The organism is Pararhodobacter oceanensis (genome assembly GCF_003076755.1).
Taxonomy (GTDB): domain Bacteria; phylum Pseudomonadota; class Alphaproteobacteria; order Rhodobacterales; family Rhodobacteraceae; genus Pararhodobacter; species Pararhodobacter oceanensis.
Genome location: NZ_QDKM01000006.1, coordinates 136,368 through 160,078 on the forward strand (window position 1 = coordinate 136,368; position 23,711 = coordinate 160,078).

Genomic DNA, 23,711 nt, shown 5'->3' on the forward strand with positions numbered 1-23,711 from the left:
AATCGCCAGCCCGGGGGGGCGGTCTGGCGATGCGCGGCGGCTTCGCCTTGATTCCGCGCAGGGGCAGTAGACCATCAGTGGGCACTTCATTTCGTAGAACCTTACGGCATCTGAGCAAGCACAACAGGGCGCCACGCCAGACCAATTGCGCAGGGCTCAATGCGCGGCGGCTAACGCCTTGAGTCCGCGCATTGGGCGTTGCTCCCCGCACCGCCTCAATGAAAATCCCGACTCGGAAACAGGATCTTCGCCTGTTCCCGCGGGTGGCGTTTGCTGGTGGCTCCTGAGCCCAATCGCAGCGGGTGGCGGGCGGGGAGTTCGCGCAGCGCGACGGGGCGGCGGGTCTCGTCGCCGCGGCCTTCGGTGGGATCAATCGCCTCGGCCCCCAGATCGCCCAGAATCGACAGCGTCGGCGACAGATCCTCGACCTCCTCGGCGATCAGGTGGATGATCCCCTGTTCGCGCTGCAACCGTCCGGTCACCCGCAGCAGCCGCCCGCCGATCACCACGCGGCGGAACCGCTCGTAGACTTTCGGCCAGACCACCACATTGCAGACATCGGTCTCATCCTCCAGCGTGATGAAAATCACCCCCGAGGCGGTGCCGGGCCGTTGCCGCGTGATCACCAGCCCGCAGACCGACACGCGGTTCGGCGCCTTTGGCAGGTCGGCATGCGCGGTCAGCCCGGGCAGATGCGGGCGCAGGATTTCCATCGGATGCGCGCGCAAGGACAGCCGCAGCGCCAGATAATCGTCGATCACCTGCTCGCCCAACGTCATCTGTGGCAGATCGGGGGTGTCCTCGGCGATGCCTTCGCCGTCTTGGCCAAATAGCGGCAGCGGTTTTGGCGCGCGGATCGCGCGCACCGCCCACAAAGCATCGCGCCGGTTCAGCCGCATGCCGGCGAAAGCATCGGCCTCGGCCAGCCGTTCCAGCGCGGCAGGCGGCACGCCCGCACGCTGCCACAGGCTCTCGGGGTCGGGATAGCCATTGCCCCGCGCCGCCACGATCCACTCCGCATCCGCCTCGCGCAGGCCTTTGATCTGGCGAAACCCGAGCCGCAACGCCAGCCGGCCATCGGCGCGCGGCTCTAGCGTATTGTCCCAGTCCGAGCGGTTCACGCAGACCGGCCGCACCTCGACCCCGTGTTCGCGCACATCCCGCACGATCTGCGCGGGCGCATAAAACCCCATCGGCTGCGAGTTCAGCAGCGCGCAGGCAAAAGCCGCCGGATGGTGGCATTTGAGATAGGCCGAGGCATAGACCAGCAGCGCAAAAGAGGCCGCGTGGCTCTCGGGGAAGCCGTATTCGCCAAAGCCCTCAATCTGCGCGAAACATTGCTCGGCAAAGGGCAATTCATAGCCACGCTCGAGCATCCCGCCGATGAACCGGTCGCGGAATGTGGCAATCGTGCCCATCCGCTTGAAGGTCGCCAATGAGCGCCGCAGCCGGTCGGCCTCTTCAGGCGAAAATCCCGCCGCGACCACCGCAATCTGCATCGCTTGCTCTTGAAACAGCGGCACGCCCAGCGTCCGTTCCAGCACCGGTCGCAGGTCAGTCGAGGGCAGGTTGACCGGCTCGCGGCCCTGTCTGCGGTTGATATAGGGATGCACCATGCCGCCCTGAATCGGGCCGGGGCGGATGATCGCCACCTCGATCACCAGATCATAAAACTCGCGCGGACGCATGCGCGGCAGAAAGTTCATCTGCGCGCGGCTTTCCACCTGAAACACCCCAATCGCATCGGCGCGGCACAGCATGTCATAGGTCGGCATGTCCTCGCGCGGCAGGTTCTCAAGGCTGAACTCTGCCCCGCCATGCTGCGCGATCAGATCAAAGCTTTTGCGGATACAGGTCAGCATGCCAAGCGACAGCACATCGACCTTCAGGATGCCCAGCGCGTTGATATCATCCTTGTCCCATTCAATCACCGTGCGCTCCTCCATCGCGGCGTTCTCAATCGGGCAGAGTTCATCAAGCCGCCCTTTGGTGATCACAAAGCCGCCGACATGCTGGCTCAGATGGCGCGGAAAGCCGATGATCTCGGCGATCAGATGCAGGGTCTGCGCCAGCCGCCGGTCCTCGGGGTTCAACCCCAGTTCGGCCAGCGCTTCGGGCCCCGGCGGGCGCGAGGTCCAGCCCCAGCTGCTGCCCGCCAGCGCCGCGATCAGATCCTCGCTGAGCCCCATCACCTTGCCGACCTCGCGAATCGCCGCGCGGCTGCGGAAATGGATCACCGTCGCGGTCAGCCCGGCGCGGTGGCGGCCATAGGTCTCATAGATATGCTGGATCACCTCCTCGCGGCGCTCATGTTCGAAATCCACGTCGATATCGGGTGGCTCGCCGCGGGCCTCGGACATGAAGCGCTCAAAGACCATGCTGATCGTGTCCGGCGCCACCTCGGTGATCCCCAGCGCGTAGCAGATCACCGAATTCGCCGCCGAGCCGCGCCCCTGACATAAAATCCCGCGCCCGCGCGCAAAGCTGACGATGTCATTGACCGTCAGGAAATAAGAGGAAAATCCCAAGGCTTTAATAATGCGTAACTCTTTCTCCACCTTACCCAAGGTGTCGGCCGGCACACCGCGCGGAAACCGCCGCCGCAAGCCTTCGCCGGTCAACCGCTCGAGCCGGTCTTGCGGGGGCTCTGTGCCGGTGATCTCGTCGGGATATTCATAGCTGAGTTCATCGAGCGAAAAAGCGCAGCGTCCGGCGATCTCGAGGGTGCGGCGCAGGGCGGCGGGATGGTCGCGAAACAGCCGTGCCATATCGCGCGGGGATTTCAGCCGCCGCTCGGCATTGGGCAGGGCGCGGCGGCCGATGGCATCAATGGTGATACGCTCGCGGATGCAGGTGAGGATATCGGCCAGACGGCGGCGGCGGGCGTGATGCATGATCACATCCCCCACCGCGACCATCGGCACTGCGCTGCGCTGCGCGGTATCGGCCAATGCGCGCAACCGCGCCGTGTCGCGCCCGTCATAGGCGGGCGCCGCCCCCAGATAGACCTGACCGGGAAAGCGCCGCGCCATATCGCGCAACAGCGCATCGGGCGATGCCGTGGTCAAAGGATCGGGTGGCAGGGCGATCAGGATCATCCCTTCTGCGCCCCCCGTTTCCCCGCTCTGTAGATCGCTTAAGGTCAAGCGGCAGTGCCCCTTCTCGACCCGCCGTTTACCAAGGCTCAACAGCCGCGACAGCCGCGCATAGGCGGCGCGGTCGGTGGGCAGCGCCAGCCATTCGGTGGCGCTATCCTCCAGCACCAACCGCGTGCCGATGATCAATCGCGGCAGGCGCGGCGGCGCCTGCACCCCGCCCCCCGCGCGCTCTTGGCGGCTCGAGGGATCCTGCACGCTCTGCCCGCGAATGCTGACCGTGCCATCCGCGCCGGTCAGCCCCTCGTCGAGCGCGCGGCGAATTTCACGCAGCGCCGAATGCGCCCGCACCACCCCGGCCAAGGAATTGCGGTCGGTCACCGCAATCGCCGAAATCCCCAATTCCGCCGCCCGCGCCACCAGTTCCTCGGGATGCGAGGCACCGGTCAGAAAGGTGAAATTCGAAGTCACACAGAGTTCGGCATAACCTTCCTCCGCCGCCACCGTGCCGCTTCCTACCGGCTTCATCTTGCCCGAAATACTCGGTCTTGAACTTTGGGGGGCGCGCGCAGCGCGGGGGGCTGGCCCCCTCTTTTTCTCCACGCCCCTCTTTTTATCAGCACCACGGCTCATGCGAATTCCCCCTGCACCGCCCAGCCCGGCGCTTGCGGGGTGAAAAACGCCCAAAGCCGCAGCCCCTCATCGGTCTCAATCCGCCAGTAATCGCGCACCCCGCTGCGCCATTCGGGATCGTCGAGCCACCATTCCGGGGTGATCCGCTCAGGCCCGATGGCTTGATGCAGGCCAAGTCTTTGCCCCCGCCAGCGAAACTGTCGCGGTGGCAGCGGGGCGCTGGGGCCGCTCAGGGGTTCGGGCGGGAACAATAGCAGGGGCCGCTCGGGACCAAAGCGCCAGACGTGGTCGTCGGGGGCGTCGGTAAACACCGCCGAGGCGATCTGGAAGCCGCGTTCGGGGATATGGCTTTCGGCAGGCAGAAACCGCGCCAGCGCCTCCAGCCCGAGCCGGTTGCCCAGCCGCGTCATCAGATCGGCCAGATCTTCGCCGGTGATCGTCCCGCCGCTGGCCCGCCTGCGCGCGCCACTGCTCTGCGGCGCCATTATCTGCGCGGGCGGCAGATGTTCGGTCAGCGGCGCGCTCAGCCGCAGCCCGTCAAAGCCGAAACCCGCGTCGAGCGCGTCAATCGCGCGTTCGAAGAGCGCGGCCATGGCGGGCGCGTCGCGCATCGGGCGGGCAAGGACGATCTCGGCCTCGGCACGGCCGCCATCGGCGCGCTGCAACTCCAGCCGCAGCCGCCGCGCGCCGCGATCTTTCGCCACCAAAGTCTCGCAGAGCCGCGTTAGCAACCGGTTGAGCGCCGCCATCACATCCGAGGTCAGGCCGATCGGTTCGGGCAGGGTCAGGCGGATCGCATAGGACGGATCATCGGCAGGGGCGGCGACCGGTTCCGAGAGCGCGCCGGTCGCCTGATCAAGCCGCAGCATCAATTCATCGCCAAAACGCCGCACCAGCGTCGCCCGCGCCGCGCGCCCCAGATCGCGCACCTCGCGCAGGCCAAGTCGCGCGAGACCGGCGCAGGTTTCCTCGGGCAGGCGCAGGGCGGCCATCGGCAAGGCGGCAATCGCGGTGGCGGCATCTTCGGTGATGACCAGCGGCGTGGCGCCGTATCGCGCCAACCCCCAAGCCGCGCCGCGGGTCGGGGCAATGGCAATGCGCGCCTCAAACCCCATCGCCGCCAGCCGGTTGCGCAGATCAACGGCCAGCGCCTCTTCGCCGCCGACCAGATGCGCAGCGCCGGTGATATCGAGGATCAACCCGTCGTCACCATCCACCGCCGCCCAAGGCGCATAGCGCAACACCCAACGGCGCAACGCCAGTAACGCGCGCCGCGGCACCTCGGGGTCATAGGGCTGGGTGAGCAGCCCCGGCAGCAGCGCCCGCGCCTCGGAGAGCGCCTGCCCGCGCCGCAGCCCCTGCTCTTGCGCAGCCGCGTTCAGGCAGGCCAGCACATCGCCGCGCCCCTGCCGTGCCACCATTGCAAAAGCCCCCTGCGCCTCGCCCGCGCGGCGCAACGCCAACTCGCTGGCCAGCCGGGGCAGGCAGAGGGACAACACGCATTGTGTCATCACTCGTCACCGTGTTCGCCATTTGTTCACATTTTTACGCGAGGCTCAGGGGTGAGTCGAGTCCGGATGACGGCGGGTTTTCGGGGTGAGGGGGGGCGGTTCTCGGGGGCATCGAGCCCCCTCACCCCGCCGGGAGGTTTCACCTCCCACGGCGCTGGCGCGCCTCCCTCCAGAGTATTTTTCGCAAGATGAAGAGGGGCACGCGGGTTAATTCTTGGTTTGGGCCTGGGCGCGGACCGCGTCGAGACTGGCGCCGGGGGTCAGGGCTTGCGGGTCGAGGTGTAGCTCGATGATCGCCACGGTTCCGGCGGCTTGGGCACGGGCGAAGGCGGCGGGAAAGTCCTCGGTGCGGGTCACGGTTTCGCCGTGCCCGCCGTAGGCGCGGGCGAGGGCGGTGTAATCGGGGTTGAACAGATCGGTGCCCGAAACGCGGGCCGGATAATGGCGTTCCTGATGCATGCGGATGGTGCCGTAGCGGCCGTTATTAGCGAGGATGACGATTGGTTTGGCGCCGTATTGGCGGGCGGTGGAGAGCTCATTGAGGGTCATCTGAAAGCAGCCGTCACCGGCAAAGCAGATCACCGGCAGATCCGGGCGCTCGAGGCTGGCGGCCACGGCGGCGGGGAAGCCGTAGCCCATGCTGCCCGAAGTGGGCGCGAGTTGGCCGGGGTAGGCGCGGGGGCGGAAATAGCGGTGCATCCAGGCGGCGTAATTGCCGGCGCCATTGGTGGTGATGGCGGCGTCGGGGAGGGTGTCGGAGAGATAGCGCATGATCTCTTCGAGTTTCACCGCGCCGGGGGTTTCGCGGGGCGTGACCCAGCCGCGGTAATCGGCCTGCGCGGCGGCGGTCCAGGCGGACCAATCGGGGAGGTCTGTGGGCACGCTGGCGGCGAGGGCGGCGATGATCGCGGGGGCGGCCTGGGGAATCGCGAGATCGGGGCGGAAGACGCGGCCCAATTCATCGGGGTCGGCGTGGATGTGGATGATCGTCGTGTCCGGCGCCTCGGGGGCGACGATCTGGTAGCCGTCGGTGGCGATATCGCCGAAGCGGGCGCCGAGGATCAGCAGGCAGTCGGCCTCAGCGAGGCGTTTGGCCAGCGCGGGGTTCATGCCGACGCCGAGATCGCCGGCGTAATTGGGGTGGCGGTTGTCGATCCGGTCCTGGCGGCGGAAGGTGACGGCGACGGGGAGGCCGGAGCTGGTTGAAAGGCTGGCGAGGTCCTGCGCGGCTTGCGGCGACCAATGTGGGCCGCCGGCGATGATCAGGGGTTTGCGGGCGTGGCGCAACCTGTCCCAGATCGCGGCGGTCTGTGCCTCGGAGGGGGCGGTGATGGGCGCGATGCGGGCGGGCAGGTCGGGGATATCGGCGCGCGCCGAGAGCATGTTTTCGGGCAGGGCGAGCACGACCGGGCCGGGGCGGCCGGAATTCGCCACATGGAAGGCGCGGCTGAGGTATTCGGGGAGGCGGTGGATATCGTCGATCTCGGTGACCCATTTGGCGAGCGATCCGAAGGTGGCGCGGTAGTCGAGCTCCTGGAAGGCTTCGCGGTCGCGGTGGCCACTGTCGATCTGGCCGACAAAGAGGATCAGGGGCGTGCTGTCCTGGCGCGCGATATGGATGCCTGACGCGGCATTGGTGGCGCCGGGGCCGCGGGTGACGAAGGCGATGCCGGTCTCGCCGGTGAGTTTGGCATGGGCCTCGGCCATCATCGCGGCGCCGCCTTCGTGGCGGCAAACGATGTTCTGGATCTCGCTGTCATGGAGCCCGTCAAGGGCGGCGAGAAAGCTTTCACCGGGGACGGAAAAGACCCGGCGGATGCCTTGGGTTTTAAGATGATCGACCAGAATTTGCCCGCCGTGCCGCATGATTTTCCCCTCGCTTTGATGGGGCGAAGGTGGCGGATCATCGGCGGCTTTGCAAGCGGAGCGAGGGGTGTGGGACAGGCGCCTGTCCCGCGCGTGGGACAGGGGGTGGGGTGAGGGAAAACAAGGGGTTAGCTTGTTGGGTTAAGGAGTTGTTAGGGGTGTTCTTGGGGGCAGGTGGGGGATTTTGAGTATTTTTGGCAAGATGAAACGGGGGTGCGAGTGGGTGAGGTGGCGCGGTTTGGTGTAGGGGGATCCGCGATAGGGGTTTGGACCGCAGCGAGACAATGCTGCGGCGAATACGAAATGCGACAACGCACAGAATCTGGGCATGGAAAAATTGGGCACGTGCTAGCGCGACTTGCAAGCTAAGCAGTTGTATGGGATTCCTTTTAGATCTTGGATTGGCTTGGTGATATGACAGAGCGATATACTGAGAAGCTAAGCCTATACGGTCGTGCCAGCATTTTCACGGCTGATGAACTTCGGCGGCAAAAAAGGTTAAACCTAAATGTAGTCAATGAGAGCGTTCTCGAAGGGCTAGTTAATCAAAAGGAAAAGCAAGAAGCTCAGCAGAATAATATAATTCGCTCTCTTGTGATCTCGCTTTTCTTCGCTTTCGTCTCTTGGAACGGGGGTAACATACGAATTCCTGGAACTGGAGCGTCTATATCAGAAATTCCCGCATTTTTAGAGATAAGCTTGATAACGGCGGCGTTTAGCGTCTTAATGATAACTTATTCATTTCTGTCTATACAGTTATACGGCGCAGTCATTACGGAGGTGGCAAGGGCCGTAGTGGCAAAAAGCAAGCTAGATCCAGACATATTTGCCGCTGCCCGTTCTCAGAACTGGCTGTTTGTAAAGTACTTTAAGTATGCACCGGTCGATGGTAGGCTGCCGGTTTATAAAATCTCGAAGATCGGTAAATATTTTTATGATGCCCTTATCGCATCTTTTTCTCTGATTGTTCTCGGTTTATGGGTTCTTGCGATTAGCAGTATTCTGTTTATTGCACATACAGGGTTATCTAATGATGCGGCCGGATGGGCAGTTTATATTACTTGCGGCGTAATAATTGCCGCATCATTTATTTCGATGGCGGCAAATATCGTTGAATTTACACACGAAGTGGATTTCGCGGTGCTTGAGAAAATTGATACCGATAGAGGTGATCTCTGAAAATAAATCGAAACTTGGAGCGGTTTGAAGAGTTTGTTTGTTGACCGTTAGAGAACAATGACCGAGGTGCGACAACCGCAAGCATAGTTCTCAGGCATGACTTTCCAAACCCACGCCCCCCGCACATGTTTGCGAGGGCGCGTGGTGAGCGGCGGCGCGCTACCCCCCATGCACGTCCGCACGCATACGGCTGATGTGGTCGTCCCAGCCTTTGTCGAGGGCCAGTGTCAGGTCGAAGGCTTCGGCGCCTTGCGGCAGGCCTGTGTGTTCCAGTGACAGGCGGGTGCCGCCGGGGACTTCGGTGAGGGTCCAGATCACCGTGCTGGTGGCCTCGCCCATCGGCGCAATGGTAAAGCTGTATTCCAGCCGGTTGAAGGGATCGGCGTGCAGCACCTCGCCCCACATCAACCTGTTGCCCGATTCGGTGCCGAACATCTCGTAGGGGCCGGGCGTCAGCGTGGATTCGGGTTTGTGAAACCAGATCGCCAGTTTCTCGGGTTCGGTCAGATAGGCCCAGACCTGCGCCGGTGTGGCGCGCAGGTAGATGGTTTTATGCAGGCTGGTCGCGGCTGTGGTGGCAGTCATTGGATGTCCTTTTCAATGGCGGATTTGAGGGCGGCGAGGCGTTCGTCCCAGAAGATATCGAAGGCGCCGAGCCAGTTGGCGACGGATTTGAGGCCATCGGGGCGCAGCGCGTTGACGCGGGTGCGGCCCTCGGCGCGGGTCTCGATCAGCGCCCCGTCATGCAGGATCGAAAGGTGTTTTTTCACCGCCGCGCGGGTCATGTCGAAATGCCCCGCGACCTCGGCAATGGTCATCTCGCGCTGCGCCAAAAGCGCGAGGATCTGGCGCCGCGTGGGATCGGCGAGGGCGCGGAAGGCGTGTTGTTGCAGGTCTTGGGTCACGGGGCACCTGTGGGAGTTGTGATACCTTTTGGTATCTCTTTTCTGTATGCGATACCGAAAGGTATCATGTCAAGGCTTTTGGCGTCGCGTCCGAAAAGTGAGTATTTTTGGCAAGATGAAGCCGGCGGAGGCTTTAGTCGCGGCCGCGGAGGATGTCGGTGAGGCCGATGGGGCCGGATGTGCCCGCCAGTATAGCGCGGTAGATGACCAGTGATTCGGTGACCCGCATGACGTAATTGCGGGTCTCGCTGAAGGGGATCATCTCGACCCAGTCGATGGGATCAATGGCGGCGTCGCGGGGGTCGCCGTTCTCGCGCATCCAGCGGGTCGGGCGGCCCGGCCCGGCGTTATAGGCGGCGGCGACCAGCGACAGGGTCCCGTCAAATTGCTGAGACATTTCATGCAGGTAGCCCGCGCCGAGCACCGCGTTATAGGCACCGTCGGTGGTCAGGCGCGATTCCTCAAAGGGGATGTTGAGGCGCTGCGCGACATGGCGGCCGGTGGCGGGGAGGACCTGCAAGAGGCCGCGGGCGTCGGCATGGCTGACGGCACCGGCGTAGAACTCGCTTTCGCGGCGGGCGATGGCGAGCACCAGATCGGCGGGGACCAGCAGGGTGGTGTCCTCGAGACCGGTCAGCGGGAAATAGGCGCGGGGCAGGAGGATACCGTTCTTGATCGCCTCTTTGGCGATTTTCAGGGTGAAATGGGGCTCCCCACGCTCAAGCCAGAATTGCGCCAGCGCGCCGAGTTCATCCCTATCGGTGAGCACCGAGGCGAGCTGGATGGTGAAGCGGCGGGCCTCATGCCATTGGCCGGCGGCATGGAGGAGGAGGGCCGCCTGCATCAGGTCGGAGCTGACCAGCGCGGTGTCGCGCCAGTCGGGGTAATCGGGATCGGCGATCAGCGCCGGATCGAGGTTTTGGCCGAGGCGTTCGGCGGCGAGTTGGCCGTAGAAGGCGGTCTGGTGCTGGGCGCCGAAGGCATAGGCGGCGCGGGCGTCTTCCTCAGCGCCCATTGCCTCATGCGCGCGGCCTTCCCAATAGCCGGCGCGGCCCAGCGAGATCGGGCTGGAGACGCGCTCACGCAACCGGCGGAAATGGGTGCTGGCGTCGGCGGGGCGGTCGAGATGGCGCAGCGCAATATAGCCCGCGAGCCATTCGAGATCGGCCAGTGCGACGCCTTCGGTGAGGCCGTGGCCGGCGGCGAGGTCATAGGCGCGCTGGTAGTCCTCATCCCAGAGTGCGTTGCGGGCGAGGCGGGCGCGTTGACCGGCCCAGTTTGAGGCGCGGCCGAGGGCGTCGGGCGAGGACTCGAGCATCAGTTCGGTGGCAGACTCGGTGAAGCCCGCGGCGAGGCGCCAGCGGAAGCGGTCGTGGTTGAGGCCGGGGTCATTTGCCAGCGATTCGGGGACCGCGGCGACCAGCGCATCGACCCCGTCCTGACGGTTTTGCAGGGCGATACGGGCGCGGGCGAGGAGGCGCTGGGCGTTATCCACGCGGGGCAGCATGCGTTCGGCCTGTTCGGTCTCGCCGCGCCACAGGAGGTCATCGAGACGCTCGGCGTGGAGGGGCGCCAAGAGGTCTTGGTAAGCGGCGAGAAGGGCGGTTTCGCGCGCCGCCGAGAGGTCGTGATGGCGCCAGAGGGTGGCGAGCGGCTCAGATGGGTCCTGGCCGGTGGCTTGCAGCGCCTCGATCAGCGCCAGAAGACCGGCGGGGGTGCGCGGGGTGCGGGTGCTGAACCAGTCGAGGATGGCCTGCGCCGGCTGGCCCTCCATGCGGAATTCGGCCTGCACGCGCAGCTCGGCCATATTCGGCCAATGGTCGTGGCCCGCGTCAAAGGCGGCATAGGTGGCGAGGTCACCGGCGATTCCGTTGCGCAGAATCCGCCATGTGGCAACGCGCACACCGGCGGGACCGGCGGCATTGCGCAGCCGGGTGACCGCCTCGACATCGCCGGAGCGCACGGCGCTGACCAACGCGCCAATGGCGCCGACCGCGCGTGGCGGTGGCGGTCCGATGATGTCTTGCGCGCTGAGGGGCGCGGGGGCGAGGGTTAACGGCACGGTCAATGCGGCCAGAAACGCGCGAATCGCCAAAGCTGCGAGGGTGGGATGCATGGTTGCTCTTGAAAAGGGACGGTGATGAGTCTAACCGCCTAGACTGTCTGCGCAACACACAAACCGGTCAGATGCCCGTCACGGACGCCCAGCAGCGGGCGGGGTTGGGTCATTGCACCGCGCGCCCGCATAAGGAGACAAAGATGTTCCGGGGTTCTCTACCTGCTATGATCACGCCGTTCAAAGACGGGGCGGTTGATTTCGAGGCGCTTGAAGCCTTCGTCGAGTGGCAGATTTCCGAGGGCAGCAATGGATTGGTTCCGGTCGGGACCACGGGCGAGAGCCCGACGCTGTCGCATGAAGAACACGAGCAGGTTGTCGAGGCGGTGGTCAAATTCGCCGCCGGTCGGGTGCCGGTGATTGCCGGTGCCGGTTCGAATAACACCACCGAATCGATTCGCTTCATGCGTCATGCCAAGGAGGTCGGTGCCGATGCCGCCTTGGTGGTGACGCCCTATTACAACAAGCCGACGCAGGCCGGTCTGATCGCCCATTACAAGGCGCTGCATGATGCCTGCGATCTGCCGATCATCATCTATAATATCCCCGCCCGTTCGGTGATTGATATGACGCCCGAGACGATGGGCGAATTGGCGAAACTGCCGGGGATCATCGGCGTCAAGGATGCCACCGCGAGCATGGAGCGGGTGTCGCAGCAGCGGATCACCTGTGGCAAGGATTTCGTGCAGCTGACCGGCGAGGATGCCTCGGCGCTGGGCTTCGTGGCCCATGGCGGGGTCGGGGCGATCTCGGTGACGGCGAATGTCGCGCCGCGGCTCTGTGCGGAGTTTCAGGCGGCGCTTGCGGCGGGGGATTTCGCCAAGGCGCTGGAGTATCAGGACCGTCTGATGCCGCTGCATATCGCGCTGTTCATCGAGCCCGGGTTGGTGGGTGTGAAATACGCGCTGTCGCGGCTGGGCAAATGCCGCAACGAGGTGCGCCTGCCGCTGCTGGGCGCAACCGAGGCGACCGCAGCGAAGATCGACGCGGCGATGCGCCACGCGGGGCTGATGAACTAAGCGCCGGTGGTGTGAGGGATTTGGGAGCGGCCTGCCGGTGGGTGGGCCGTTTTTTTGTGGGTTGGGGGGTGGCGTGCTCCGTTGCGCTGGAGGACCGGCGCGGAGGCAAGGTGAAGCGCTGGGTTGTGCGTGGTGCCCCGCGCGGAATCAAGGCGAAGCCGCCGCGCATCGCCAGACCGCCCCGAGGGCTGGCGATCTGGTGGGGCTGGGTGCGTTGTTCGAATGACGTGCGGACTTGGCTGGCATAAAGCGCATCGTTCAGCTGTTGGATCGCCATCCCGCGGTCTGGCGCTGCGCTTTGTTGTATGCTCGGTGAGCGCGGTTCGCGGGCTTTTAACAGGTTTGCCGGTAGTCTTAACTTGCGCGGAATCAAGGCGAAGCCGCCGCGCATCGCCAGACCGCCCACGGGGCTGGCGATCTGATGGGGCTGGGTGCTTCGCTTCCGGTGGTGGATGTGGAGCGCGGCATAAAGCGCTCTGTTCAGAGTGTTGGACGCCATCCCGCGGTCTGGCGAAGCGCGGCTTGCGTCGCGAGCAGGGCGTGTATTGAAGCGTGGCTTCCTGAGTTTTCTTTTTTGCGAACGGCAGTTCTACGCACCCGCGCGGAATCAAGGCGTAAGCCGCCGCGCATTGCCAGACCGCCCCGAGGGCTGGCGATCTGGTGGGGTTGGGTGCTTCGTTCATATGCTGGATGTCGAACGCTCCATAAAGCGCATCATTCGGCCTTTAGGCTCGCCGTCCCGCGGTCTGGCGCTGCGCTATGTTGCGCGTCGTGCCCTGCGCGGAATCGAGGCGTAGGGCTTTTTCCTGCTCTCGAATACTACAGCAGTCACCACGCAAGCCGTGCATTGCCAGACCGCGGGGTGGCGACCCACCGGTTGAACGAAGCGCTTTATGGCGCGTTCTACATCCATCATTTGAACGGCGCGCATACAGCAGCCAAATCGCCAGCCCGGGGGGCGGTCTGGCGATGCGCGGCGGCTAACGCCTTGATTCCGCGCCGGGGCGCTGAGTGTGTAGGCGGCATCCCGCGGTCTGGCGATGCGCTCGAGTGCGCTCCCCTCAATCCGGCACCACCTTCACCCCCAGCCCGCGCAGCAGGTGGTGTTGCTGCCCCGCCGAGACCTGCATCTCGCTATAGGCGCGCAGGTCCGGCAGGTGGAATCCGTCAAGGCTGCTGCCGCTCAGATCCGCGCCGCTGAAATCCGCGCCGCCGATCTCGGGCACCACCAGCGTGCAGCGCTTGATCCGCGCTTTCACCAGCCGCGCAGCGGTCAAGGCAATGCCGGTCATATCGCAACCGCTGAACTCGCAGCTGCTCAGATCCAGCCGGTCAAACCGCGCGTCGATCAACCGGCACTCATCGAAATGCGCCGCATTCAGCCGCTTGCGGCCAAGGCTCTGCGAGAAATCGGTGGCCTCAAAACCGGTGCCGCGCATCTGGCAATCCTTGAAGGCGATGTCATGCGCGTCGCAGCTTTTGAACGTGGCGAGGGTCAGATCGCAGCCGGTAAAGCGGGTGCTGCTCAGGCTGCAATGCTGGAACATCGCGCCGGTGACCGAGGCGGGGTTGTAGAACCCGCAGCGGGTGAATTGCGCCTCTTGCAGGGCGGTGCCGGAAAACACGCAATCGCGAAAGGTGCAATTGATCCAGATGCTCTCGCGCAGGGCGGTGCCGGAAATCCGCGCGCGGGTCAGCGTGCAATCGGTGAACTGGAGCGGCTCGTCGGTGTCGAGCTGGTCGAAATCCACCGCCGAGAGGTCCTGACCACTGCAGCCGTGATCGGCGGTGATGCGGGACAAAAGCTGCGCTGCGGTGGGGGAAGACTGTGGCATGGGCTCACCAGAATTGGAGCATGGGAGTATCGCCCTTGGGCGTCGTCGCAGAGGCTGGTTTCGGGGTCGACCTGCGGGGCTTTCCCGCAGGCGGGAGGCAGGCCTCCCGATTTGGATATTTATAGCATAAAGTGGGTGGGGGTTGAGGCCCCGGGGTTGGGCGTGACGGGCAGGCGCTCGGGCGAACCGCAAGGCTAGCCGTCGGGTGCGGGTGGTTTGCGCAGGGTCAGATGGCCGTCGTCCTTGGTGACCTGCAGAGTGCAGGGCGCCGGGCCAAGTGCCGCCACCACCCGCGCCGGCAATTGGATGCGGTTGGCCTTGGCGTCATAGGGGCAAAGCGCGGTGTGTTTGCGGTAGAGGGTTTCCAGCGTGGTCACCACCTCCATTGCCCCCGAGGTGCGCAGTTTCGCGATCCGCCGGTTGATCGCGATCAGCGCGTGGTGGTCGAGGATCTGCGCCTTGCCCTCGGCCAGCCATGAGGGCGCGCAGGCCAATGTCAGCGCGGTTTTCACCCCCGGTTTGACCGCGGGTTGGAACGGCAGGGTCAGCCAGCCGTCGGTGTCGAGTGTGGTGTCGGTCATCGGTCAACTTCTGTGTCGTGTTGCAGGGCCAGCGGGATCACGCGAGGGCTTTTTCCGCCGCCGCACCCAACCGCAGGAGCTGTGCTTCGGCCATCGGGGCGGCCATCATCATCACGCCGGTCATCGGAATGCCGCTGGGCAGGGTCAGCGCGCAGAGTCCCATCAGATTCCCGATCCGCGAGTTGCGCAAGGCCTTGAGGTTCTCGGCGGCGAAATAGGTCTCATTGGCCAGAAGATCGTCGATCTTCGGCGGCAGATTGGCGGCCGAGGGGATCAGCACCGCGTCATAACCCGCCGTCGCTTGCAGGTAATCGCGGCGCATCGCGTCAAGCTGGTGCCAGGCGGCGACGAAATCGGCGGCGTTGCGGTTGGCACCGGCGCGGAACCGCTCTCGGACGGGGGCATACATCACCTCGGGGTTGGCCTCGATGGTCTTCCCCCAAGTGCCGTAGCATTCCGAGGTATAGAGGATGCCCGAAAGCGGCATCGCGGCCTCGGTGCAGGGCAGGTTTCCGTGGGTGATCTGGGCGCCCGCAGCGGAGAGGCGGGAGAGGGCGTGTTCGAAGCCTTTCGCCGCCTCGGGGGCGAGGTCGTCAAAGGCGAGCCCGTCGAGGACCAGCAGACGGGTGCCGTGGAGGCTGGCGCCGCGCAGATCGGGGGCGGGGCTGGCGTCCAGAAGCGCGAAGGCGAGCGCCGCATCCTCGACCGAGCGGGCCAGCGGGCCGATGGTGTCAAAGCGCGCGGCCAAGGGCACGGCGCCGTCCAGAGGCACGCGGCCGGAGGTGGTTTTGAGCCCGACAAGATCGTTCCACACTGCCGGCACGCGCACCGAGCCGCCGGTGTCAGAGCCGATTGCCAAGGGGGCGAGGTCGAAGGCCACCGAGGCGGCGGCGCCCGACGACGAGCCGCCGGAGACGCGCGCGGGGTCGTGGATACAGGGCGAAGTCTCGGTCGAGGGGTTCAGCCCGAGGCCGGAGAACGCCAGTTCGGTCATATGGGTCTTGCCCAAGGGTGGCAGGCCGGCTTCGGTCAGGCGGGTGACCACCACGGCGTCCTGCGTGGGCACGCGGTCTTTCAAGAGCTGGCTGCCGGCCTCGGTGGCGACGCCTGCCGTGTCAAAGAGGTCTTTCCACGAGACCGGCACCCCGTCGAGCGGCCCCAGACGACGCCCCGCGCGGGCGCGGCGGCGGGCGGCCATGGCGGCATCCTCGGCCTGTTGGCGCATGGTGCGGGCGTAGATACGGGGGGCGAGGGGGTGATTGTCGATGGCGTCGAGAAACCCCTCGGTCAGGGCCACCGGGCAGATGCTGCCACCCTCGATACCGCGGCCAAGTTCGGCTGCGCTTAGCTTGCGCCAGTTGTCGCTCATTGTTGGAACCCCATGTACTGCAGCCTTTCGTTGCGGGTGCAAACATGCGCCCGAATTGGTCAAACTGCCGCAAGGCTAGCCTGCGCGTGCGGCATGGACAATCCCGGGTGCAGGCGCATATTTGAGCGATGACATATGATGCGGATATTCTGATCGTGGGCGGCGGGCTGAACGGGCCGGCGCTGGCGTTGGCTTTGGCCCAAGGCGGGCTGTCGGTGGCGGTGATTGACGCGCGCGCGGCGCAGGCGCGGGCCGAGGATGATTTTGACGGGCGCGCCTATGCGCTGGCGCTGGCCTCGGTGCGGGTGTTGCAGGCGCTGGGCCTGTGGCGCGCGCCCCTGAGCGAGACCGCGCAGCCGATCAACGGCATCCGCGCCAGTCAGGGGCATGCAGGGCAGGGCGCCTCGCCGCTGTTTCTGGGCTTTGACGCCGCCGAGATCGAAGAGGGCGTGATGGGGCAGATGGTCGAGGACCGCTACCTTTACCGCGCGTTTCTGGCGGCGATGGAGGCGGAGCCGAAGATCACCCTGCTGAGCGGGGCGCGGGTGGTGGCGCAATCCACGGATGGCGGCGCAGCCTCGGTGACGCTGGATGACGGGCAGGTGCTGCGCGGGCGGCTGCTGGTCGGCTGCGACGGGCGCGACAGTGCGGTGGCCGCACGTGCGGGCATCAAACGCTGGGGGCGCGATTACGGGCAGATGGGGCTGGTCTGCGCGCTGGAGCATGAGCTGCCGCATCACGGGATCGCGCATCAGATGTTCATGCCGAGCGGGCCGTTGGCGATCCTGCCCTTGAAGGGCAACCGCTGTTCGATTGTCTGGGCCGAGCGCACGGGCACGGCGCAGGCGATCAATGCGCTGGATAATGCCGACTATCTGGAGGTGTTGCGGCCAAGGTTTGGCGATTTTCTCGGTGAGATATCGCTGGCGGGCGGGCGGTTTGCCTATCCGCTGCGGCTGACGGTGGCCGAGGACTTCGTCGCCGAGCGGCTGGCGCTGGTCGGTGATGCGGCGCATGGGGTGCATCCGATTGCCGGGCAAGGGTTGAACCTTGGCTTGCGCGATGTGGCGGCGCTGGCCGAGGTTCTGGTGCTGGCGGCGCGGCGCGGCGAGGATATCGCGGCGCCGGATGTGTTGGAGCGCTATCAGGCGTGGCGGCGGTTTGACGTGCTGCGCATGGCGCTGGGCACCGATGCGATGAACGCGCTGTTTTCCAACGGTAATCCGGTGCTGGAGGTGCTGCGCGGGCTGGGGCTGGGGGCGGTGAACGCATTGCCGATGCTGCGCCGGATGTTCATCCGCGAGGCGGCGGGGCTGAAGCCGGAGGCGCCGAAGCTGATGCAGGGCGAGGCGATCTGAGGCTCTGGGGGCGACACTTCGGGGCATCGAGCCCCTGCGTGTCGGCGCGCACTAGGGCGCGCGGGCGGGGCTGGTTGGAGTGGTGCGCGTCAGGCGAAGCCTTGGGGTCAACCACGTTCAGAGTGATGCGCGAAGGGGCGCGCCCGACACTGGGTGGGCGCGTGGGGCGATTGAACAATGTACTACGCCTCAAAGCATTGATGTTGGTCGGGCGGTGAATGACATCGCCATGCGCCCTCCCGGGGGGAGGGTCGGGCGCGGCCCGTGGGGGCCACGGGCGAAACAGATGGGGGCGTTGCCCCTCTTGGCCTGTGGCCAATTCACCCCAGGATATTTTTGGACAGATGACGGGCGTCAGGTGCCGCGGGGTTTGGCGCGGGTGGTGGGCTGGGCGTTCTGCGGGTCTTCCGGCCAGGGGTGGCGCGGGTATTTCCCGCGCATGTCCTTGCGCACATCCGTATAGGAGGTGGCCCAGAAATTCGGCAGGTCCATGGTGGTTTGCACCGGCCGTCGCGCGGGCGACAAGAGGGTGATTTTCAGGGGCAGTCTCGCGGGGCCGATGGTCGGGTGTGTGGTCAGGCCAAAGAGCTCTTGCAGGCGCACCTCGATGGCGGGATCGCCGCCGCTGTAATCGATCGGGGTGCGCGCGCCCAAGGGTGTGGTGAAATGGCTCGGCGCGAGGCGGTTGAGGGCCTGCGTTTGGTCCCATGTCAGGGCGGATGTCAGCGCGTTGGTCAGGTCGAGATTGCGCAGGTCATCGGCGGTTTTGATGCCGGTGAGATGGGGCAGCAGCCAGTCTTCGGCGCGCTCGAGCAGGGCGTCGTCGGTGAAATCGGGCAGATCGGCGCCCTGCGCGCGCAGGAGTTCCACGCGGGTTTGCAAGCGGCGCGCGGCGCTTGTCATGCCGCAATGGGCGAGGCCGAGGGCGCGGATCCCGTCCAAGGCGGCGTGGGCGCGGGCCTCGGGCGGGGCGTCCCAGTTGCGGGTGTTGAGGATGAGCGCGCCGAGGGTCTCGCGGCTTTGGGCGATGATGCGGGTGTCGCGGGGCGACCAGTCGCAATGGTCGGACCAGCGGATTTGGGCGCCAAAGAGGGCGCGCAGAGAGGCGTCAGAGAGCGGCAGGGCCTGGCGGATGCGGGCTTCGCGGGTGTCGCCGTCAAGGTCGGTGGCGACGATCAGGCGGTTCTGGCCGAGAGGGTCGGCGGCGTCGAATGCGGCGCCCTTGCCACCCGACAGCAGGTAGCGCGGGGCGTCGCCTTTGCGGCGCAGCCCGATGCGGTCTGGGTAGGCGAGGGCGGCCATTTCGGCGGGCTCGAGGCCTTGGTCTGCGGGCGCGTGGCGGGCGAGGGCTTTGGCGTCGCGGCGGATACGCTCAAGGGTTTCGCGGCGGATGGCATAGGGGTGCTCGGCGGCGAACTGGCGCGGGTTCTCCAGCGCTTTGAGGCGCAGGGAGAGGTCGGCGGGGGCGGCTTGCAGCGGGTCACGCTCGGCGATCAGGGCGGCGAGGGGTGCTGCGGATTTGCCAGCGGTGAGCAGCATATGGGCGAGGCGCGGGTGCAGGGGCAGGGCGGCCATACCGCGCCCGTGGTCGGTGATGCGATGGGCCTTGAGCGCGCCGAGATCGTGCAAGAGCGCGCGCGCCTCGGCGAGGGGGCCGGCGGGGGGCGGGGTGAGGAAGTGTAGCCCGTCGTCCGAGCCCCAGAGCGCGAGTTCAAGGGCGAGGCCGCTGAGGTCGGCGGTCTCGATCTCGGCGGGGGCGAAACCTTGCATCGCGCCCTCTTGGCCCTTGGTCCAGAGGCGGTAGCAGTTGCCCTCGGCGACACGACCGGCGCGGCCCCGGCGTTGCTCGGCTTCGGCGATACTGGCGCGTTCGGTGACCAGACGGCTCATGCCGGAATTCGGGTCGAACCGGGCGCGGCGGGCGAGGCCGGCGTCGACGACCACGCGGATGTCGCTGATCGTCAGGGAGGTCTCGGCGATGGAGGTGGCGAGGACCAGTTTGCGGCCGGTTTTGGCGGGGGCGATGGCGGCGCGTTGGGCTTTGAAATCCATCGCGCCAAACAGCGTGTGCAACTGGGTGTCTGCGGGCAGATGCGGGGTGAGTGCGGCGGCGGTGCGGCGGATTTCGCCCTCGCCGGGCAGGAAGACGAGGATGCCGCCCGAGGTTTCCGCCAGCGCCTTGCGGGTGAGATCGGCCACGGCCTGCGGCAGGCGGCTGTCACGCGCGAGGGGTTTGTCGAGCCAGCGGGTTTCGACCGGATAGGCGCGGCCTTCGGAGGTCAGCAGAGGCGCGTCGCCGAGGAGGTCGGCGACGGGGGCGGCGTCGAGGGTGGCGGACATCACGATGAGCGCGAGGTCTTCGCGCAGTGCGGCGCGGCATTCGAGGGTCAGGGCGAGGCCGAGATCGGCATTGAGCGAGCGTTCGTGGAATTCGTCGAAGATCACCGCGCCGATACCCTCGAGCGAGGGGTCGGATTGCAGCATGCGGGTGAGGATGCCCTCGGTGACGACCTCGATGCGGGTGGCTTTGGAGCTGCGCGCCTCGCCTCTGATTCGGTAGCCGACACGGGCGCCGACCTCTTCGCCGAGGCTCTCGGCCAGCCGCTCGGCGGCGGCGCGGGCGGCGAGGCGGCGGGGTTCGAGCATGACGATGCGGCCGGCGATCTGGTCAAGGAGCGCCAAGGGCACGCGGGTGGTTTTACCGGCACCGGGGGGCGCTTGCAGCACCGCCATCCCGTGCTGCGCGATGGCGGCGCGCAGATCGGGCAGCAGCGGATCAATCGGCAGGGCGGGGGCGGGCAGATGCATGCGCCGGTTATGCGGCGTGGCGGCGGCGATGCCAAGCCAGAGATTGCCGCGCGCCGCTGCGGCAACGGGTGATCGGCTGGCTGATTCGGGGGCGCAGGGTGGACAGCGTGGGCGGCCTCGGGCCATAGAGGAAGCACGGAAATTGGGAGCGACTATGACCGATCTTGCCGCGCGCATTCTGCGTAATGACCGCCGTGCCTTGGCGCGGGCGATCACGCTGGTGGAGAGCACCCGCGCCGACCACCGCGCGCAGGCGATTGATCTGTTGCAGGAGCTGGCCGGTCACGGGCGGCAGGCGCTGCGCATCGGGCTGTCGGGGACGCCGGGGGTGGGCAAATCGACCTTTATCGAATCCTTTGGCGCGATGCTGGTCGAGCGCGGCTTGACGGTGGCGGTGCTGGCGGTGGATCCGTCCTCGGCGCGCACCGGCGGCTCGATTTTGGGTGATAAAACAAGGATGGAGCGGCTGTCGCGGATGCAAGGCGCGTTTATCCGGCCCTCGCCGAGCCAGACCCATCTGGGCGGTGTTGCGCGGCGCACCCGCGAGGCGGTGGCGCTCTGCGAGGCGGCAGGCTTTGACGTGGTGATCGTTGAAACCGTGGGCGTCGGCCAGTCGGAAACGGTGGTCGCGGAACTCTCGGATGTGTTTGTGCTGCTGCTGGCGCCTGCGGGTGGCGATGAATTGCAGGGGGTCAAACGCGGGATCATGGAGGCCGCCGATATGATCGTGGTCAATAAGGCCGACGGCGATCTGAAGGCGACGGCGAACCGCACGCGCGCGGATTATGCCGGAGCGCTCAGGTTGTTGCGCAAGCGGCCACAGGATGCGCCGGGGTTTCCCAAGGCGCTGACCGCCTCGGCACTGCAGGAGGAAGGGCTGGCGCAGGTCTGGGAGGAGATCACCGCGCTGGGTGACTGGCGCCGGGCCGAGGGGCATTGGCAGGCGCGGCGCGAGGCGCAGGCGCGGCACTGGTTTATCGAAGAGCTGCGGCAGTCACTTTTGGCGCGTTTGGAGACCCCGCAGGCGCGCGCTCAGATTGATGCGGCGGCGGCGCAAGTGGCCCGTGGCGAGGCCGCGGCAGGGGCGGCGGCGCAGGCGGTGATGGCCTCGTTGCAAAGCGGTGGCGAATCCCTTGACGTCTCTTGACGGGGGGTCGAATTGCGCCTAATACCCGTCCTCGAGATTCAGGGCGCTGTCTTAGGGGCGCCCTTTTGATGTTGTCTGCGCCGACGCGCGCCCGCAAGTATATAAACACGAGGATGATGCCATGTCGCGCCGTTGCGAACTGACCGGTAAAGGCCCGATGACCGGGAACAACGTAAGCCACGCGAAGAACCGTTCGCGGCGGCGTTTTCTGCCCAATCTGGTGGATGTTTCGCTGAGCTCCGAGCAGCTGGGCCGGAGCTTCAAGCTGAAGATCTCGGCAGCGGCGCTGCGCACCGTTGACCACCGTGGCGGTCTGGACGCGTTCATGGCGAAGGCCAAGGATGTCGAGCTGTCGCCGCGCGCGCTGAACATCAAGAAAGACATCGCTAAGGCTGCTGCGACCACCGCAACCGCCTGAATTTAGCTATCGAGTTTGTGAGGCCCCGCCGTTGTGCGGGGCTTTTCGCGTTTGGTGGTGGGGCGCGGAGCGATCGTCAGGTGCGGGGGCTTGGACCGACGGGGTCTGAGCGTGGTGTGTGTATTGCTGCGGAGCGGTGCAACCCTCACGCCCGGCGGCACCGCCGGGCCGCGCCCGACCCTCCCCGCGGGAGGGCGCATTGGTGATGCTGTGAGCGGCTCGGACGGCGTGGATGCTTTGGAGCGCGCCGCGTTGTGGTGAGGGCGGGGCGCCCACCCAGGGTCGGGCGCGGCCCTTCGGGGTTTGGGGGGCTTCGTGAGACGGATGGCTCCATCCCATGGCAGTGTTTTGATGTGCTGCGGTTCAGCCGTCTAGCTCGTGGGCACCACGGGCCGCGCCCGACCCTCCCCTCGGGAGGGCGCATTGGTGATGGCGGGTGCGGCGCGAGCGACATTTCAGCTTTTTAGCGCGCCGCGTTGTGGTGAGGGATGGGGCGCCCACCCAAGGTCGGGCGCGGCCCTTTGCGCTTTGCTTGCGGGCGTTGTCCGAAAGGAGGGGGCTGTCTGCCCCCTCTTGCCTGCGGCAATTCACCCCCGAGGATATTTTTGGACAGATGAGGGGGCGGGGTTTAGGCGTTTTCGCGCAGGATCGCACCGGCGAGATAGAGGGAGCCGCAGATCAGCACGCGGGCTTGGGGGGCTTGGGTGGTGATCCGGGCGAGCGCGGCGCTGACACTCTCGGCGGTTTCGGCTTTGATCCCGGCGGCGCGGGCTTTGGCGGCGGTGTCTTCGGCGCTGAGGGTCGCGGCTTCACCGGGGATTGAGACGGCGATCAGAGCTTCGGCGTGCTGTGCCAAGGGGTGCAAGAAGCCGTTGATATCCTTGGTATTAAGCATCCCGCAGATCAGATAGGTCGGGCGTTTGGGCAGGTCGTCAAGTGTTGCCGAGATCGCCAGCGCGGCGGCGGGATTATGGCCGCCGTCGAGCCAGAGTTCCGCCTGCGGGGCGGCGGTGACCAGCGGGCCGGACCGCAGGCGCTGCATGCGGGCGGGCCATTCGGCGCGGCTGATCGCGGCCTCATAGGCGGCCTCGCCACAGCCCAGGGTGCGCAGGGCGGCGAGGGCGGCGCCGGCGTTCTGGATCTGGTGCGGGCCGGGGAGATTGGGCAGGGGCAGGTCGAGAAGGCCGCTTTCGTCTTGAAACACCAGCCGGTCACCCTCACGCGTCACATGCCACTGCTGGCCATATGCGATTACGGGCGCTGCGAGACTGGCGGCGCGGGTCTCAATGACCTCGAGACCGGCGTCTTCTTGCGGGCCGACAATCACCGGCACGCGGCGTTTGATGATCCCGGCTTTCTCACCGGCGATCTCGGGCAGGGTCTCGCCGAGATACTGCTGGTGATCGACCGAGACCGGCGTGATTACGCTAAGGGCCGGTTTTTCAACGACATTGGTGGCGTCGAGCCGTCCGCCGAGGCCCACCTCGAGCAGCACATAATCGGCAGACACGCGCGAGAAGGCGAGGAGGGCGGCGCAGGTGGTGATCTCGAAATAGGTGATCGAAGCGCCGCCATTCGCGGCATAACATTCGTCGAGAATCTCCGTCAGCGCATCCTCGGTGATCAGCGTGCCGGCAAGGCGGATACGCTCGTGAAAGCGGGCGAGATGCGGCGAGGTATAGGCGTGGACGCGTTTGCCCTCGGCCTCGAGACCGGCGCGAATCATCGCCTGCGTGCTGCCCTTGCCATTGGTGCCGGCGATATGGATCACCGGCGGCAGGGCGTTCTGCGGATTGCCTAGAGCTTCGAGCAGCCGCCACATGCGGTCGAGCGTGAGGTCGATGATTTTCGGATGCAGCGCGAGCATCCGC

Annotated in this window: 16 protein-coding genes; 5 read left to right on the forward strand and 11 right to left on the reverse strand. The window is 66.1% G+C overall.

Going from position 1 to position 23,711, the window contains the following annotated elements:
* Nucleotides 1-215 precede the first annotated feature (215 nt).
* The 3 genes from DDE20_RS13815 to DDE20_RS13825 form a co-directional block, all read right to left on the reverse strand.
* The gene (locus tag DDE20_RS13815; RefSeq protein WP_116559099.1) at nt 216-3,623 is read right to left on the reverse strand and encodes an error-prone DNA polymerase; all 3,408 of its coding nucleotides are present in this window, start codon (nt 3,621-3,623) and stop codon (nt 216-218) included.
* Nucleotides 3,624-3,724: 101 nt separating this feature from the next.
* Complete coding sequence (locus tag DDE20_RS13820) at nt 3,725-5,239, reverse strand: Y-family DNA polymerase (RefSeq protein WP_116559100.1); 1,515 nt, start codon at nt 5,237-5,239, stop codon at nt 3,725-3,727.
* A 207-nt stretch (nt 5,240-5,446) separates the two neighbouring features.
* Nucleotides 5,447-7,105, reverse strand: a complete 1,659-nt coding sequence (locus tag DDE20_RS13825) for a thiamine pyrophosphate-binding protein (protein WP_116559101.1) — start codon at nt 7,103-7,105, stop codon at nt 5,447-5,449.
* 396 nt (nt 7,106-7,501) lie between these two features.
* On the opposite strand from DDE20_RS13825, the gene DDE20_RS13830 reads away from it, so the two are divergent.
* Nucleotides 7,502-8,284: a hypothetical protein gene (locus DDE20_RS13830; protein ID WP_133240355.1), complete on the forward strand. Its 783-nt coding sequence runs from the start codon at nt 7,502-7,504 to the stop codon at nt 8,282-8,284.
* A 159-nt stretch (nt 8,285-8,443) separates the two neighbouring features.
* On the opposite strand, the gene DDE20_RS13835 is transcribed toward DDE20_RS13830, so the two are convergent.
* The 3 genes from DDE20_RS13835 to DDE20_RS13845 form a co-directional block, all read right to left on the reverse strand.
* A complete protein-coding gene (locus DDE20_RS13835) occupies nt 8,444-8,869 on the reverse strand; it encodes an SRPBCC family protein (RefSeq protein WP_116559103.1) in 426 nt (141 codons plus the stop codon).
* On the reverse strand, nt 8,866-9,189 hold the full coding sequence (locus tag DDE20_RS13840; RefSeq protein WP_116559104.1) for an ArsR/SmtB family transcription factor: 324 nt from the start codon (nt 9,187-9,189) through the stop codon (nt 8,866-8,868). The genes DDE20_RS13835 and DDE20_RS13840 overlap by 4 nt, the downstream gene beginning before the upstream one ends.
* Nucleotides 9,190-9,322: 133 nt before the next feature.
* Entirely contained in the window at nt 9,323-11,305 is a 1,983-nt protein-coding gene (locus DDE20_RS13845; protein ID WP_116559105.1) for a lytic transglycosylase domain-containing protein, read from the reverse strand.
* 143 nt (nt 11,306-11,448) lie between these two features.
* Here DDE20_RS13845 and dapA point away from each other — a divergent pair, with 143 nt between their 5' ends.
* Nucleotides 11,449-12,324 carry a 4-hydroxy-tetrahydrodipicolinate synthase gene (gene dapA / locus DDE20_RS13850; RefSeq protein WP_116559106.1) on the forward strand — a complete coding sequence of 292 codons (876 nt, stop codon included), beginning with the start codon at nt 11,449-11,451 and terminating at the stop codon, nt 12,322-12,324.
* A 1,061-nt stretch (nt 12,325-13,385) separates the two neighbouring features.
* Here dapA and DDE20_RS13855 read toward each other — a convergent pair.
* The 3 genes from DDE20_RS13855 to DDE20_RS13865 all read right to left on the reverse strand — a co-directional run bounded on the left by DDE20_RS13855 (nt 13,386) and on the right by DDE20_RS13865 (nt 16,109).
* Complete coding sequence (locus tag DDE20_RS13855) at nt 13,386-14,159, reverse strand: pentapeptide repeat-containing protein (RefSeq protein ID WP_116559107.1); 774 nt, start codon at nt 14,157-14,159, stop codon at nt 13,386-13,388.
* A gap of 194 nt (nt 14,160-14,353) precedes the next feature.
* A complete protein-coding gene (locus DDE20_RS13860) occupies nt 14,354-14,740 on the reverse strand; it encodes a hypothetical protein (protein ID WP_116559108.1) in 387 nt (128 codons plus the stop codon).
* 37 nt (nt 14,741-14,777) lie between these two features.
* Complete coding sequence (locus tag DDE20_RS13865) at nt 14,778-16,109, reverse strand: amidase (protein WP_116559109.1); 1,332 nt, start codon at nt 16,107-16,109, stop codon at nt 14,778-14,780.
* A gap of 128 nt (nt 16,110-16,237) precedes the next feature.
* Here DDE20_RS13865 and DDE20_RS13870 point away from each other — a divergent pair, with 128 nt between their 5' ends.
* Nucleotides 16,238-17,467: an FAD-dependent monooxygenase gene (locus DDE20_RS13870; protein WP_116559110.1), complete on the forward strand. Its 1,230-nt coding sequence runs from the start codon at nt 16,238-16,240 to the stop codon at nt 17,465-17,467.
* Between the two features lie 354 nt (nt 17,468-17,821).
* Here DDE20_RS13870 and hrpB read toward each other — a convergent pair whose 3' ends face one another.
* Entirely contained in the window at nt 17,822-20,275 is a 2,454-nt protein-coding gene (gene hrpB / locus DDE20_RS13875; protein WP_116559111.1) for an ATP-dependent helicase HrpB, read from the reverse strand.
* Between the two features lie 154 nt (nt 20,276-20,429).
* Here hrpB and meaB point away from each other — a divergent pair, with 154 nt between their 5' ends.
* Both meaB and rpmB read left to right on the forward strand, forming a co-directional pair.
* A complete protein-coding gene (meaB, locus tag DDE20_RS13880; RefSeq protein WP_116559112.1) occupies nt 20,430-21,422 on the forward strand; it encodes a methylmalonyl Co-A mutase-associated GTPase MeaB in 993 nt (330 codons plus the stop codon).
* A 121-nt stretch (nt 21,423-21,543) separates the two neighbouring features.
* Complete coding sequence (gene rpmB / locus DDE20_RS13885) at nt 21,544-21,840, forward strand: 50S ribosomal protein L28 (protein ID WP_116559113.1); 297 nt, start codon at nt 21,544-21,546, stop codon at nt 21,838-21,840.
* Between the two features lie 628 nt (nt 21,841-22,468).
* Here rpmB and DDE20_RS13890 read toward each other — a convergent pair.
* Nucleotides 22,469-23,707 carry a bifunctional folylpolyglutamate synthase/dihydrofolate synthase gene (locus tag DDE20_RS13890; RefSeq protein ID WP_116559189.1) on the reverse strand — a complete coding sequence of 413 codons (1,239 nt, stop codon included), beginning with the start codon at nt 23,705-23,707 and terminating at the stop codon, nt 22,469-22,471.
* Nucleotides 23,708-23,711: the final 4 nt, after the last annotated feature.